Source organism: Streptomyces polygonati (assembly GCF_042650325.1).
GTDB classification, from domain to species: Bacteria; Actinomycetota; Actinomycetes; order Streptomycetales; family Streptomycetaceae; genus Actinacidiphila; species Actinacidiphila polygonati.
In genome coordinates, this window is record NZ_JBHSBB010000019.1 from 258,431 (window position 1) to 272,628 (window position 14,198).

Here is a 14,198-nt window from a genome sequence, read left to right on the forward strand (position 1 = left end):
TCGGACGGCGGATCGTCCCCGGCCCGCTCGGCGCGGGCCGGGCACGGAACCGTCAGGCGGTCGCACCCCCCGGCTCGGGAGTGCTGGAGGGGATCACCGGCGTGCGGTACGGCGGGGCCGACGGGTGGTCGCCCAGCTGTACGGTGACCGTCGCCGGAGTCCGGGAGGACGTACCGGTGGCGGTGACCGAGTAGCGTCCCGGCCGCGTACTCCGGGGCACCTCGACGGTGGCGTGGACCGCTCCGGCGGCAGACGCCGTCACCGTGACGGCGGCGGAGGGGCTGGTGCCGAGCTTGACGGTCACCCGCTCCCCGGCGGTGAATCCGGTGCCGTTGACGGCGACCGAAGTCCCGCCCTTGCCGCCGGACGTGACCGACGCGGTGATGGACGGGTGCGCCGCTTCGCGCGCCACGGTCACCGTGAACGTCCCGGTCGTGCTGGACAGCGTGTCCCAGGCGGTGACGTGCACCGTGTAGGTGCCCGGCTGCTGGTACGTGTGCTGCGCGGCCATCGCGCCCGAGGCGCCGACCGTGACGTCCTGCGGGACCGTGCCGTCACCCCACTGGACCTGCGCGTGGTAACCGGTCGCGTCGGGGACGCCGCCGGTCACCGAACCGAGCTGCGCCGACAGGGCCTTGCCGGCGGTGGCCGTCTGGTCCTGCCCGGCGGTGGCCGTCAGCGCGGCGGCCGCCGTACCGTCGTCGGCGATGGCGAACACATGGATCCTGCCCACCGAGCCGGGGTCGCCGGTCTGCGTCGGCAGGGTGACCGAGACGAGTTTCTTGCCCGCCGGGATCTGATAAGGGGTCGTGGCGAAGAGGAACGGCTGCGCGCTGTCCTTGTTCGCGCCGCTCAGCCGGTACGCGGACTTGGCGACGACGATGTCGCCGTAGGCCGGGGTGCCGTTGGCGTTGCCGCCCAGCGTCCAGTCGCTCAGCTGGATCGGAATGCCGGCGGTGCTGCCGTCACTGAACGTCGCGGTGCCGGTCGTGCTCTGGTTGCCCTCCGTTCCGGTGCCGATGAAGGAGATGCTCTTGGCGTCATCCGGCAGGTTGAGCGCGATCGTGCTGCCGTTGCCGGTCGCGTCGTCGGGCGCGCCGGCACCGGTGGCCGGAAGTGTGAAGTGCAGTGCCGTACCCGGGACTTGGAGTTCCTTGCCGGGCGTCACACCGGCGTCCGCGAGGGCGGTACGCGAGAACCCGTATCCCACCGAGTCGCAGTTCGCCGCCCGCACGCCGTCGTCGCCGACGCAGACGGTGTCGAACGCCGCCGTGAGTCCCGAGGCCGGCGCGAAGGACACCTGGACACCGACCGTCGTGGACCCCTGGCTCTTGCCGTCGGTCGCCTGGACGCTCGCCTGGTAGTAACCGGGCTCGGCGTAGGTGTGCGACCCGGTGACGCTGTACACGCCCCGCGAACTCGCGGCGACCGTCCCCGGCGCGGCCGGTGACCCGTCGCCCCAGTTGATCGTCGCCTGGTAACCGCTCGCCGTACCGCCGGTGACGGTGGCCAGCGGCACCGAGACCGCGACGCCTCCGGTCGCGGGCACCGGGTCCTGCGCCGCGCTGACGCTCACGGCGTCGCCACCGAGCTGGACGTCGCCGCCCGCGAGCAACTCGACCTCGGCGAGATTCGTCTGCGCGGCTCCCGCGGTCTTCGTCACCACCAGGCGGAACTGCGCGAACCGTCCGGGTCGGGCGATCGCGAACGGCCGGGTCTGGTCACGCCACGGGAACGCCTCGCCACTGCGGGAGTCCACCGTGGTCCAGGTGATCCCGTCGTTCGACCCCTGGAGCTTCCAGTCCGCCGGATCGCCCGCGGCCGCCCCAGAGGTGAGGGTGTAGTAGGTCGGCGCCTGCTTGCCGCCGCGGTACGCCCAGGTGATCCGCGGGGTCCCGGTGGCGAAGGTCACCTGCGTCGTCGACGTGTCGTCGAAGAGCTTCGAGGCGTCCTGCCCGCCGTCGGTGGTCGCGGTGCCGAGCCCGGGGCCGGTGGTGTCCTGCAGCGGCTTGGGCACCGCGCTGCCCTTGGTCAGGGACGGCGGGGCGTCGTCCCTACCGGTGCCCCACGACGACGGCTTCGGGCCCATCCGGAAGTCGATCGTCCCGCCGTGCGCGAGCACGGACGAGTCGATGGACACCGCGCGCTGGGTCTTGCCGTTGACCGTCACGCCCTGCACATAGACGTTCTTGGTGCTGTTGTCCGGCGCGTTGACGACGATGTCGCCGGTGCTCCGGTGGACGGTCATCCTGGTGAACTGCGGCGAGCCGATCGCCCAGTTGGAGGAGCCGACCTGCAGCGGGTAGATGCCCAGCGAGCTGAGGATGTACCACGACGACGATTCGCCGTTGTCCTCGTCGCCCGGGTAGCCCTGGCCGATCTCGTCGCCGACGTAGAGCCGCTGCATGATCTCCCGGACCAGCGCCTGGGTCTTGGCGGGCGCGCCGGCGTAGTCGTACATGTAGGGGATGTGGTGCGACGGCTGGTTGCTCATGCCGAGCTGGCCCATCCGCACCGCCTGCGCCTCGACCATCTCGTGGATGGTGCCGCCGTAGCCGCCGGGATGGTCTGCGTTCTCCGGGGTGGCGAAGAACTGGTCGAGCTTCTGCTCCAGCCCCTTCTTGCCGCCGTACAGGTTGGCCAGTCCCTGGCCGTCCTGCTGCGCGGTGAAGGCGTAGTTCCACCCGTCGGTCTCGGTGTAGACACCGCCCCAGTCCAGCGGGTCGCCGGCGAGGAAGTCGCCGCTGGCGCTGCGTCCTTCGAAGAACTTCGTGTTGGTGTCGAAGAGGTTGACGTAGTCGCGGGCACGCTCCAGGAAGTAGGCGGACTCCTCCTTGAGCCGGCCGCGCTCCGACTTCGGCGTCTTCGGGTCCTTCGCCAGCGCCGCGCCCATGTTGCCGATGCCGTAGTCGCTGATGAAGCCTTCGAGCGCCCAGGACACCGACTCCCCGGTGGAGGTCGGGGTGTAGCCGAGGAAGAGCGAGGACTCGATGCCCTTGCGACCGACCTCGCTGCGCCCGGAGGCGACCGTCGCGTCCTTGACCACGGCGTCGTACGCGGCCAGCGGGTCCGGCAGCTTCACGCCGTTGAGGTAGGCCTCGGCCAGCGCGTTGTCCGCGCTGGTACCGGTCATCAGGTCGGCGTAGCCCGGCGACGACCAGCGGGCGATCCAGCCGGCGTCACGGTACTGCTGGACGAAGCCGTCCGCGATCTTGGCCGCGACATCCGGGTAGAGCAGCGAGTACGCGGGCCACACCGTGCGGTAGGTGTCCCAGAAGCCGTTGTTCACATAGAGCTGTCCGTCGACGAGCTTCGCGCCGGTGCTGGTGGCGGTCGTCGTGCCGGTGGCCGGCGACACCGGGCTCGCGTACTGCCAGTGCGGCGCGGACGCGGTGCCGGTGTTCTCCGACTGCGAGTTCGGGTAGAGGTTCAGCCGGTACAGGTTTGAGTAGAGCGTCACCTGCTGGGTCTGGGTGGCGCCCGCCACCGAGATCCGGCCGAGGCGGTCGTTCCAGGCCGCGGTGGCGGCGGTGTGGATCTGGTCGAAGCTGCGCCCGGTGACCTCCAGGTCGAGGTTCTTGTGCGCCTGGTCGGTCGAGATGAACGACGTCGCTATACGCAGCGTGACCTGCGCGTCCGACGAGGTGTCGAAGGTCGCGGAGGTGCCGGTGGATGCCGTCGGGGCCCGGTCGAAGGCACCGGCCACGAACATCCGGGTGTGCCCGGCCGACAGCCCGCTGCCGTTGTCGACCCAGCCGGTGAACGTACCGTCCGCGCCGATGGTGAAGGTGCCGTTGTAGAAGACGAGGCTTCCGGTGGCCTGCCCGGAGGGGAAGGTGAACTGCATGACGCCGCCGTGGTCGGTCGGCGACATCCGCGCGACCAGGCCGTCCTGCAGCGTGACCTGGTAGAGGTCCGGCCGCGCGATCTCGTCGTCGTGGCTGAAGGCGAGCGCCCGGCTGCTCGGCGAGCCGGTCAGCGATCCGCCGGCCGGCACCGGCATGACCGACATCTGGTCGCGGTCGCCCATCCACGGGCTCGGCTCGTGCGAGATCGCGAGTCCCTGGAGCATGGGCAGGTTCGCCGCGTTGTTGGCCTGCTGGTACTCGTACTCCCACGAGTTCGAGGAGGCGTCGGTGACCGGCGTGAAGAAGTTGAACCCGTTCGGCACCGCCGCGATGGGCAGGTTGTTGCCGCGCGAGAACGAGCCCGAGGCGTTGGTCCCGCGGCGGGTGTCCACGAAGTTGGTCAGGCTGGAGGCGTCGATCGGCGTCGGCGTCCCGGTGACGGTGACGTCGTCGAGCCAGCCCTGGAATCGGGTCGCGGCCTTGGCCTGCGGGTTGTCGTAGGCGAGCAGGATGCGGTCGATCGTCTTGCCCGCGGCGACCTTCCCGATCTCGGACTCGACGGCGTTCCACTGGTCGGCGTAGAGCACCTTCGACGCGCCCTGCCCGGCCGCCGTGAGCGGGTAGCCGTGCTGGTCGATCGGGGAGAGCCGGCTCAGATAGCTCCCGTCGGTGAAGTGCAGATCCACGGCGGTGTACGTCGAGGGGTACTGCGCGTCGTGACCGGTGAACTCGGGGAAGAGCTTGTACGACAGCCGGCTCTTCGGTCCGACCGGGATGTGCACGTCGAACAGCTGGTTGGTGGCGGAAGCCTCACCGTCGGCCTGCGCGCCGCCCGAGTACCGCAGCGAGGCCACTCCGGTGAAACCGGCACTCGCCTTCATGTTGTAGCCGCTGACCGGACCTGACCCCGGGCTGGTGACCATCGGGGTGGCCGGCGGCTGGACATCGGTGCCGTCGCTGATGTCCCAGTCGGCGAGCTGGATGATCGAGTCACCGGAGTTCGCGGTGATGTTCAGCCGGTAGAACGGGTAGGCCGTCGTGTTGGCGAAGCTGTACGTGTTGGTGGCGAACCGGCCGCTGAAGGTCACCCCCGACTGCTTGTCCAGGTCCACCCAGCCGCTGCCGTCCTCGGACCCCTGAAGGGTGAAGTCCTTGGGGTCACGCGTCGGCGAGTCGTTCGCCGAGGTCAGCGAGTACTTGACCACCGCGGCGGGCTTGGTCAGCTGGTAGGCCGCCCAGCCGGTCGAGCTGAAGGTCAGCCACTTGGTGGACGGGTTGCCGTCCTTGAGGTTCACCGCGACTTCGCCCGGAGGGTTCTCGGCGCTCGCGGTCACCGCCCCGACCTGGCCGAGCAGGCTGCCGGGCAGGCCCGAGGGGCTCGTTCCGCTGAGGTTCTTCTGCACCGGACTGCCGTGCGCGTCGACCTCGACGGTGTTCGTGGCGGGTTGCGGGTCGGCCGACTCGAACGACGAGCTGAAGCTGCCCGCCGCCGGTGCGCCGCCGTGCGCCGTCGCCGCGTGCGCCGCCGGTGACACGGCGAGCGCCAGCACCGGCAGCATCAGTGCCGTGGCCGCGCTCACCCACCGTCTCAAGGAGAGGAGGTGAGCGTGAGGGTGATGTGACACAAAAGAGCCTTTCAGTGGGAGAGTTGTCGCGGCCGTCGCCTGCCGCGAGGGGGTCGCAGGCCTCGGCGCCGCAAGCCGGAGGGAAAGACCCCGGCCGTCGTCGTCAGTCGGCCACCGTCATAAGCGGGGACAAAGTTCTCGGGCCATACGACAACTCCACGCGCGATGAAGGGCTCGCGCAGCGGCGCACCCCGGATGGAAAACGCCGCTAGCGTCGCTCCCGCCCGACAACGTTGTCAATATCTGTGAACGGAGAATGTGCGGCGGGGCCGGGCACGGTGACTCTCCGCGTCGGCGGCGCGGGGGCGGTCGGGGGGCCGGGGACTGGGGAGTTGGCGGGGCGGCCCCTCGATGAACAACGCCGTGCCCCGGGAAGCAGCGCAGCCACTCTCCCCCCGCACCCGGGCCTCGCGGACCGGCTGACGTCCGCTCAAGCGGTCCGCCCACCCCGACGCCGCTCACCCGTCGATCCGCCCCGGTCCAGCGCGGACGCCGAGTCGGCGATGAACCCGTCCGGCAACGCGGCGGCACAGGTGATAAGACTCCTCAGGACACACCGCATGTGCGTGCGTGCGACGTCAGATGGGGGATCTTGTGTCCAGGCGGGACAGCAGTAGGCAGCGGCACGGCGGACATCAGCGGATGGCCGCCGGACGGGCCGTCCTGGTAGCCGTCTTGGTGGTTACCGGCTGCGGAGCGCAAGCAAAGACGCAGAGCGCACCGACCATTCGATCCACAACAGCAACCTCCTCGATCACTGCCTCGCCGACAACACCCCCAACGACCACGGCGCCGCCGTTGACCGGCCACATGACCGCCGGCGTACACACCGGCGACCTGCGCTACTTCCTGCTGCCCGCGCCCGAGGAGTCCGTGGCACTCGGCGACCCGGACGGCACGCCACTCACCCCGGTGGACATCGTGGACAACCCGAACGTCGCCGCTTCCACCGCCGTACTCAAGAAGTACGGCTTCCGCACCGGCTTCTACCGCTCGTACCGTGCCTCCGGCGGCCGCGGCCAATTCGTCATCAAACTCGCACAGTTCGCCAGCCCCGCCCTGACCGCGGCGTACTACCGGCAACACCACTACAGCGGGGCCGAAATCCGGCCGCTGAAGCTGGACGAGCCGTTCCCGGTCGGCGCCGAGCAGACCATTCCCGGATCGAAGTACCACGAGCTGTTCGCCGACACCTACCAGGGCGATGTCCAGGTCTCCATCAGGGTCGACGCCCTGGCCGACTCACCACCCCCATCCCGTGCCCTGCTGAATTCCCTGCTCGAAGCCCAGTACCAGCGCCTCAAGACCGGCCACTGATCTGACCCTCCTCCAACGCCGGGCCTACGCGGACCGCCCCCGACCACGGCAACGCCCAACCCCCCAGAGCAGTACAACAGCGATTGGACGATGGTGACGGTCAGCTGGCGGCAATGAATGGGCTCGTCGAGCCGCTGGCCGACCTTTGGTCCGTCCAGCACGTCCAGCAATTCCCAGCAGCGCGATCACTCGCCCACTCTGCTCGGTGTGAGGTCGCACTGGCGGGCGATGCTGCGCGTGAAATTGCGCTGGAGCAGGGTTCCGGGGACGACTTCACCGTCCACGTGGTGGCAGTGGAGCGCGCCACCGGCCTTGGTCGAGGGCGCTGGCTACGTGGCGGAGCTTCTGGGGAACCGGCACCCCCGGCTCTCGCGGGAACCGGTCACCGCCCTTCGCTCGTACGCCTTCCACGGCTCACGGTCTGCTCGGCGATCCCGCTTCTGAGATGCTGACCTTCGTCGAGAGGGCCCGCAGCGATGCAGTGGAAGATCCATGGGGAACGTCCGATCTACGAGAACCCCTGGGTGAACCTGTGGTTGGTGGATGTCGAGCAGCCGGACGGGCACCGCTGGGAGCACCATGTGCTGAAGCTGCGGCACTTGGCAGTGGCGGCCGTGGTGAACAGTGAGAAGCAGGTGCTGATGATGTGGCGGCACCGCTTCATCACGGACTCGTGGGCCTGGGAACTGCCCATGGGGCTGATAGAGCCCGGCGAGACCCCGGCCGAGGCCGCTGCCCGTGAGGTGTTGGAGGAGACCGGTTGGCGTACCGGCGAGTTGACGCCGCTGATCTACGCCCAGCCGGCCAATGGCATCACCGACTCCGGGCACTTTGTCTTCCGTGCCGACGCGGTCGACTACGCGGGCCCGCCGACAGAACTCAACGAGTCCGACCGGCTCGACTGGATCCCGCTGTCCGAGTTGCGGGGGATGATCGACCGCCGCGAGATTGTCAGCAGCGGTTCGCTCGTCGGCGTGCTGTACCTGCTGCTGGACGAGGCCGGCCTGTAGTCAGCCCGCCGCCTGCAGCAGCCGCGCGTCCAGCTCCGCGACCGGCCGCGACGAACGGAACGGTGTGAGCAGGTGTCGGAACTCCTGCCAGTGCGCGGTCACGCGAGGCGAGTCGACCGTCGCGGACTGGTTCACACAGGCCGGCTCGACTTGCCCGCGCTGCAACTGGGCTCTGGCCAGCCAGAAGGAATGGAAGGGCCGGCCGCGCAAATTCGTCTCCGGCTCGCCTTGCAGGGGCCCGGGCGATGAGTGGCTCGGCGGCGTCAGTCCGGGTGGCGGGCAGCCCCAGTCCCGGCATGCTGCGACGACCGCGGGGCGGATTTCGTCATGCAGTCGGTCAGCCTGGGCGCGCAGCTTCGCGGTGATGTAGGTGAGTTCCTGCGGGTCGAGTCCGAGGATCCAGCGGCCCGGGCCGGCCTTGATGTTCACCAGCAGCACACGCAGGCGGGGGTGAGTGTCGGACGGGTTGCAGTGGATCCGATCCGGGCATTTACCTGCGTACCCTTGACCTACCGCAGCTACCGGGCGGACTGCCTGTTCGTTGAGGACCGCGCGGTAAGCCTGCCGTCAGCCGCGGCGCTGGGCATCCGGACCATCCACCACACTGATGCCGCGGCGACGGTGGCGCAGCTGGACGCACTGCTTGGCGGCACCACGCCGGGGAAGTGATCACATGGCTCGTCCACCTTCCGAGAAGGACTTCAAACTCGGCGGCGTCAGCGGACCGCCTGGGTCCGGCAGCAGCCGGGTAATCCGAGCCACCAGCTCGCCGGGGTCGCTCAGCGGCTGCGTGCTATCGGGTGACCCTCGCCCGACGACTACAGTCGCCTGCCATGAGCGACTCCGAAGCCCAGGAGGCAGTAGCCCAGCCCCGCACCGCCGCCGGCGTCCTGTTCTTCGACGGGACAGGACGGATTCTCCTGGTGAAGCCCACGTACAAGGAGGGATGGGAGATCCCCGGCGGCTACCTGCACCCGGGCGAGACCCCGAGCGAAGGCGCGGCTCGGGAGGTCAGGGAGGAGATCGGCATCACCCCGCCGATCGGCCGCCTCCTCGTCGCGGACTGGGCGCCCCACCCGGCCGAGGGCGACAAGCTGCTGTTCGTCTTCGACGGAGGCATCCTCAGAGCGGCCGAGCAAGCCCAGATCGTCTTGGACGGTGTGGAAGTCCACCAGTTCGCTTTCCACCGGGCCGATCAGATCGATGAGCTGCTCATCCCTCGGCTGGCCCGCCGAGTCCACGCGGCGATCGGGGCTCGTGCCCGGTCAGCGACCACCTACCTTGAGAACGGGGCAGCCTTCGGCGTCGAGGGCTGACATCCGTTGGTTCTTTGCCGTCCACTGCGGGAGGCACGAGCCGAATGGCTAGGTTCTGTGTCCTTGGTTGTTCGCAGGCCGGGGCGCTTGCACGGTGTCCGTCGTGGTGGTGCCGTCGGGGTTCCGTCCGAAGGCGGCCGCAAGGACGGCGGGGAGGTCGTCTTCCGGGACGGTGATGCGCAACTTGGCGAGCTCATCGGGGAAATCGTCATCATCGATGGCGCCCACGTACTCCTGGCGCAGCCGGTGGATGGCCTTGACGAGATCCGGCCGCAACTGCATCCAGGCCCTGCAGACGCTGACTTTCCCCTCGACCTGGTTCATGAACCAGCGCATGACCTCGAAGGGGATGTCCCCGTCTCTCCCTCGGGGGTTGAAGCACACCGTGGGCTCCCGTGCGGGGTCCTCGTCGGGGACGATCGCGATCACAAGGGTTCGTTGATCCGCGACCACATCCAGTTCCAGGTGCCACGCATCATCCGGCCCGGAGTACATCCTGGTGATCGCGTAGTCGCCTTCGGGGCGCGCGATGGGCATGGCCGCACGATGTCACACCCCTCCGGCGGTCAGCCACGACATTCACGCCCGCCTCCCACCCGGAGCCGGTTCGAGCTGCTGCGGTTCGACGAACGCGCAGTTGGGCTCGTGTCCGGGGGCGGAACTCGGGCTCCCGGCCTCCGTGAGGATTCCCCTTGGATTTGCCGCCTCCTGTGCTCAGTGGTGGGACAGACCTGCTCAGTTTGAGCTCATTCTGGGTGCCGGGGTCAGGCTGATGCCCCCGGCGGGGGCATCGCGGGCCGGCGGATATCATCCCTGCGGATCTGGGAATCGGGAGAGGCCGGGGTGGGCGTTGCTGAGGGGATCAAGCAGACGGCAAGCCGGGTGCTGTACAGCGAGGCTGTGAAGGGAATGACGCTCATCGAGCGGGGCCACCCGGACGAGGCGGAACGGCATCTGACCGCGCTGCTGCGTTCACGTGAGAAGCCCGGGCATGTGGAGAGGCGGCCGATGCTGATGGCCCGACGGGTCGTAGGCACCGCCCAGTACTTGACGAACCGCCCCTTCGACGCGCTGGAGACCTGCCGTACGGCCCTCGGCCATGCCGAACGCTACAGGGACCCAGCTCTCGTCTTCTCCCTCAGGAGCGACCTCGTCGCCGCCCTGGGGGCGGCGGGCCGACACTCTGAAGCGGAGGCCGAGGTCCGCCTGCTCTGCGACGGCGATGCGGCCAACCGCGGGCACATCGTCCACCACTACATGGGCATCTTCCAGCTCAACCAGCTCCTGCACATGACCGGGCGCCTGGCCGAGGCGGTCGGCGCGGACACCGCCGTGCTGCCGCGCATGACCGATTCCCTGGGGCCCAAGCACTTCCTCGTACTGCAATGCCGTGCGGCGCGGGCCCGACGGCTAGCCCTGCTCGGACAGTTCGACCAGGCCGAGGCCGACTGCGCCGACATCGTGGCGATCACAGCCAAGTGGGCCGACAAACAGTGGCAGATGGCCAACGCCCGCCGCGCCGCCTTGACCGCGTTGGCGTTCTGCCTGACGGAGTCCGGCAGGCCGATGGAAGCGGAGCGTTCCGTACGCAGCGCGCTCGCCACGGCCGAGCAGAGCCACGGTGTCCACAGCAGGGACGCCCAACCCCTGCGTTACAGCCTCGGGTTCGCCCTGGTGGGCCAGAAACGCTATGAGGAGGCCCTGGCACTTGCCGATATCCGTCCCGCCTGGGGAGGGTTCGAGATCGGCGATCACCACCTGCTGCGCGCCGAAGCTCTGTACGGCCTGGGTCGCGCCAAGGATGCCGAACTCGCCGCAACCCATGCCCTGAACGAAGCGATCACCAAGCTCGCGCCCTCCGACCACCGCGTCCTGCGCATCCGCAGCGTCCTTGCCGTCATCCGCGAAGCCCCCGGCCAACTGCACGCCCTCGCTGCCGAGTGGGCCCAGCACTACGGTCCCAACCATCCCCGCACGCGGGCAGCCCAAGCCGCGTTGTGACACCGCGACAACCGCCGCAAGGTGCTCCTCACAGCTGCATTCCGTTGAAGATCGGAACGAGTGAGGCTACGAGCAGTACTGGCCGAAAGCGGAGATCCCATCATCCGCCTTTCCAGCAGTGGCCAGTCCGCCAGCGCCCGCCGTCCGACAGATGGCGTGTGTCGGTTCGGCGGACTGGCCTATGGCCGTCGAGGCAAAGGTGGCTTCCTCATCGGGACCGTTGGCCTGCCCCACTCTGCTCAGAGACCCTGCTACAGACGACCGTCCGCGTTGACCAGCGGGTGCGCAGCAGACGAAGCACGGCGTCTTCGACGGGCCGCCCAAGACCCAGCGTTCATACCTCGTTGTACCGCCGCCGAAGATGGCGCTGGAGACCCCTGAAGGCGCGCCTTGAGGCCTTCCCCGGGGCCGGGCCCAACGGCTGACCGTTCACGGCGCCCGAGGGCGGCGGCATCGCCTGGGGTGATTGGCCATTGCCGGGTCCTGTCCGCTGGCTGACCTCGTCGATGCCTCCGACCGTCCGGCTGCTGCAGCAGGATCTGGAGCATGTCCGGGTCGATCTGGATTCACTCGGCACTCGGGCCTGGCCGAGGGGAACTCCTGGACGCCGATCGGTTCGTGGTCTTATCGGCCGGGGGTGTCGGCCAGCTCCACCGGGCGGTGTTCCGGTGCGGATTGCTGCGGGGGTTGGGCGGGCAGGAAGGCGCTGGCGAGCAGCGCTCCGGCGACCGCGACCAGACCGGCCACGACGCATCCGATGCTGAGGCCGTGGTCGAAGGCTTGCGTCGCGGCCTGACGCACGGCGTCGGCCATGGCGGGCTGGCCGTGGGCGGCGAGTTGGCTGGAGACGCCGAACGCTGATCCGACTGACTGATGGGCGAGGTGTGTCAGTTGCGGGGGCAGTGATGCCGGCAGGGCGTTGTCGAGCCGTGAGTCGTACAGCGTGGCGTACACACTGCCGATGACTGCGACACCGAGGGTTCCGCCGAGCAGGCGAGTGGAGTCGTTGATGGCGGACCCGACGCCGGCCTGGTCTGCTGCGACCGCTCCCATGATGGACTCGGTCGCGGGTGCGGAGGTCAGGCCCATGCCCAGGCCGTAGACGACCATCTGGACGGCGATGATTCCGTAGCTGAGCGTCGGGGAAATGTCGCCGGCGACCCAGAGATAGAAGATCGCCTGGAGGGCCAGCCCGGCGGTGACGATGGCCTTGGTGCCGACCCGGACGGCCAGCCGCGTCCCGAGGACGGACCCGACGCCGACGGAGACCGCGACCGGCAGCAGGTGGACGCCGGTGGACAGGGGGCTGTACGTCCGGACGAACTGGAAGAACTGCGTGATCAGGAAGATGAACCCGAAGAGGGTGAAGAAGGCAACCGTCACCGAGGCGCTGGCGGCGCTGAAGCGCATGTCCTTGAAGAGGCGTACATCGAGCATCGGCTGTGCGGCGCGGCGTTCGCCGACGATGAACATCACCAGCAGGAGCAGCGCGGCGGCGAAGCCGAGGAGGGAGCCGGCCGACGCCCAGCCGCGGTCCGGGGCCTGGATGACGGTGTACACGAGCAGTCCCATGAAGCCGGCGGACAGGACGAGGCCCGCGAAGTCAAGACGATGCGGGGCAGGGCTCTTCGACCGGGGGACGAACAAGACCACCAGGGCGACGACGGCCACGGACACGGGCCCGAGAGCGTAGAAGATGCTCGACCAGCTGTAGTGCTCCAACAGGAAGCCCCCCACGATCGGCCCCAGTGCGATGGCCATGCCGGCCGTCGCACCCCACAGGCCGATGGACAACGCCCTCTCCTTGCGGCTGGTGAAGACGCCGGTGAGCAGTGCGAGCGTGGCCGGAAAGGTCATCGCCGCTCCCAGACCCATCACGGCCCGGGCCGTGATCAGCTCCGCCGGGGAACGGGCGAACCCGCCGACGAAGCTGGCCGCACCGAACACCAGCAGGCCGGCCATGAGCATCCCTTTCCGCCCGAAGCGGTCGGAAAGACTCCCCGAGGTCAGCAGGAGGGCGGCGAAGACGAGGTTGTAGGCGTCCACGACCCATTGCAGTTGAGCAGTGGATGCGCCCAGCTCACGCGTCAGCGTCGGCAGCGCGACGTTGACCAGGGTGGTGTCGAGGTTGATCACGAACGAGGCGAGCAGGAGGGCGACCAGCACGAGCGGCTTCGACGGCGTACGAATCATGGTGGAAGATTACCCACATCTAGTTTAGTTTTTCTACTAGGCGGTTGAGATTCTGTCCCTTAGGCTGGGGGTATGCGGAGCTATGGTCAGTACTGCTCGATCGCCCGGAGTGTCGACGTGGTGGGGGACCGCTGGACGCTGCTGATCGTCCGGGAGTTGCTGTTGCAGGGGCCGTGCCGGTTCACGGACCTGAGGAACGGGCTGCCGGGCGTCGCCGCGAACCTGCTGTCGACCCGCCTCAAAGAACTCGAAGCCGCCGGACTGATCACGCGCGAGGACGCGCCGCCGCCGATCGCCACCGCCCTCTACCAGCTGACCGGGGACGGTCTGGCACTGGAGCCGGTTTTGAAGGCGCTCGGGCTGTGGGGGCTGCGGTTCATGGGCGAGGAACGGCCGGACGACGTGTTCCAGGCACGGTGGCTGGCTTTCGTCCTGCCGGAGTTCATCGCCGACAGCGATCCCGACGCCCCACCTGCGGTCATCGCACTCACCATGGCCGACGAGTCGGCGGTCATCGAACTGCGGGACGGCGGGATCCACTCCCGGCCGGGCCGCGCCACCGAGCCGGACCTCGTTCTGGACGGACCGCCCCGGGCCATCGTCGGGCTGCTCCGCGGCATGTTCGATCTCGAACACGCGGGTCAATTCGGCCTGAGCGCCCGAGGCCGGCGCGACCTGCTCACCCGCCTGCGCCCCATCGCACAGGACGAAGCGCGCACGCACAGCGAGGTCCGCCCATGATCAGTACCGACCCGCGAGCCGGTGAGAGCCCGGCCCGGCCCCCGCAGTGGTGGGCCGGGCTGCTTCCTTGAGCCACGGGTGAGATGCCGGTCCAGAGGACTGCGAGTAACGTCGGCTACGGGGGAAAGGCACCGGGAATAAGGATCG

At 69.0% G+C, this 14,198-nt stretch carries 10 protein-coding genes; 6 read left to right on the forward strand and 4 right to left on the reverse strand.

Going from position 1 to position 14,198, the window contains the following annotated elements:
* Positions 1-52: 52 nt before the first annotated feature.
* Positions 53-5,428, reverse strand: a complete 5,376-nt coding sequence (locus ACFO3J_RS26730; RefSeq protein WP_386434269.1) for a GH92 family glycosyl hydrolase — start codon at positions 5,426-5,428, stop codon at positions 53-55.
* A gap of 855 nt (positions 5,429-6,283) precedes the next feature.
* Between ACFO3J_RS26730 and ACFO3J_RS26735 the strand changes: the two genes are divergently transcribed.
* Together ACFO3J_RS26735 and ACFO3J_RS26740 are read left to right on the forward strand one after the other, a co-directional pair.
* Complete coding sequence (locus tag ACFO3J_RS26735) at positions 6,284-6,790, forward strand: hypothetical protein (RefSeq protein WP_386434272.1); 507 nt, start codon at positions 6,284-6,286, stop codon at positions 6,788-6,790.
* A 476-nt stretch (positions 6,791-7,266) separates the two neighbouring features.
* Positions 7,267-7,800 carry an NUDIX hydrolase gene (locus ACFO3J_RS26740; RefSeq protein WP_386434275.1) on the forward strand — a complete coding sequence of 178 codons (534 nt, stop codon included), beginning with the start codon at positions 7,267-7,269 and terminating at the stop codon, positions 7,798-7,800.
* On the opposite strand, the gene ACFO3J_RS26745 is transcribed toward ACFO3J_RS26740, so the two are convergent.
* A complete protein-coding gene (locus tag ACFO3J_RS26745; RefSeq protein WP_386434278.1) occupies positions 7,801-8,238 on the reverse strand; it encodes a hypothetical protein in 438 nt (145 codons plus the stop codon). It lies immediately after the preceding gene.
* A gap of 66 nt (positions 8,239-8,304) precedes the next feature.
* On the opposite strand from ACFO3J_RS26745, the gene ACFO3J_RS26750 reads away from it, so the two are divergent.
* Both ACFO3J_RS26750 and ACFO3J_RS26755 read left to right on the forward strand, forming a co-directional pair.
* Positions 8,305-8,469 carry a hypothetical protein gene (locus ACFO3J_RS26750; protein ID WP_386434281.1) on the forward strand — a complete coding sequence of 55 codons (165 nt, stop codon included), beginning with the start codon at positions 8,305-8,307 and terminating at the stop codon, positions 8,467-8,469.
* 164 nt (positions 8,470-8,633) lie between these two features.
* A complete protein-coding gene (locus tag ACFO3J_RS26755; RefSeq protein WP_386434284.1) occupies positions 8,634-9,116 on the forward strand; it encodes an NUDIX domain-containing protein in 483 nt (160 codons plus the stop codon).
* A gap of 48 nt (positions 9,117-9,164) precedes the next feature.
* Here ACFO3J_RS26755 and ACFO3J_RS26760 read toward each other — a convergent pair whose 3' ends face one another.
* Entirely contained in the window at positions 9,165-9,653 is a 489-nt protein-coding gene (locus tag ACFO3J_RS26760; protein ID WP_386434287.1) for a hypothetical protein, read from the reverse strand.
* A 306-nt stretch (positions 9,654-9,959) separates the two neighbouring features.
* Between ACFO3J_RS26760 and ACFO3J_RS26765 the strand changes: the two genes are divergently transcribed.
* Entirely contained in the window at positions 9,960-11,117 is a 1,158-nt protein-coding gene (locus tag ACFO3J_RS26765) for a hypothetical protein (protein ID WP_386434289.1), read from the forward strand.
* A gap of 624 nt (positions 11,118-11,741) precedes the next feature.
* Here the strand turns inward: ACFO3J_RS26765 and ACFO3J_RS26770 are convergent.
* Entirely contained in the window at positions 11,742-13,310 is a 1,569-nt protein-coding gene (locus ACFO3J_RS26770; protein ID WP_386434292.1) for an MFS transporter, read from the reverse strand.
* Between the two features lie 72 nt (positions 13,311-13,382).
* On the opposite strand from ACFO3J_RS26770, the gene ACFO3J_RS26775 reads away from it, so the two are divergent.
* A complete protein-coding gene (locus ACFO3J_RS26775; protein ID WP_386434295.1) occupies positions 13,383-14,051 on the forward strand; it encodes a winged helix-turn-helix transcriptional regulator in 669 nt (222 codons plus the stop codon).
* Positions 14,052-14,198 lie beyond the last annotated feature (147 nt).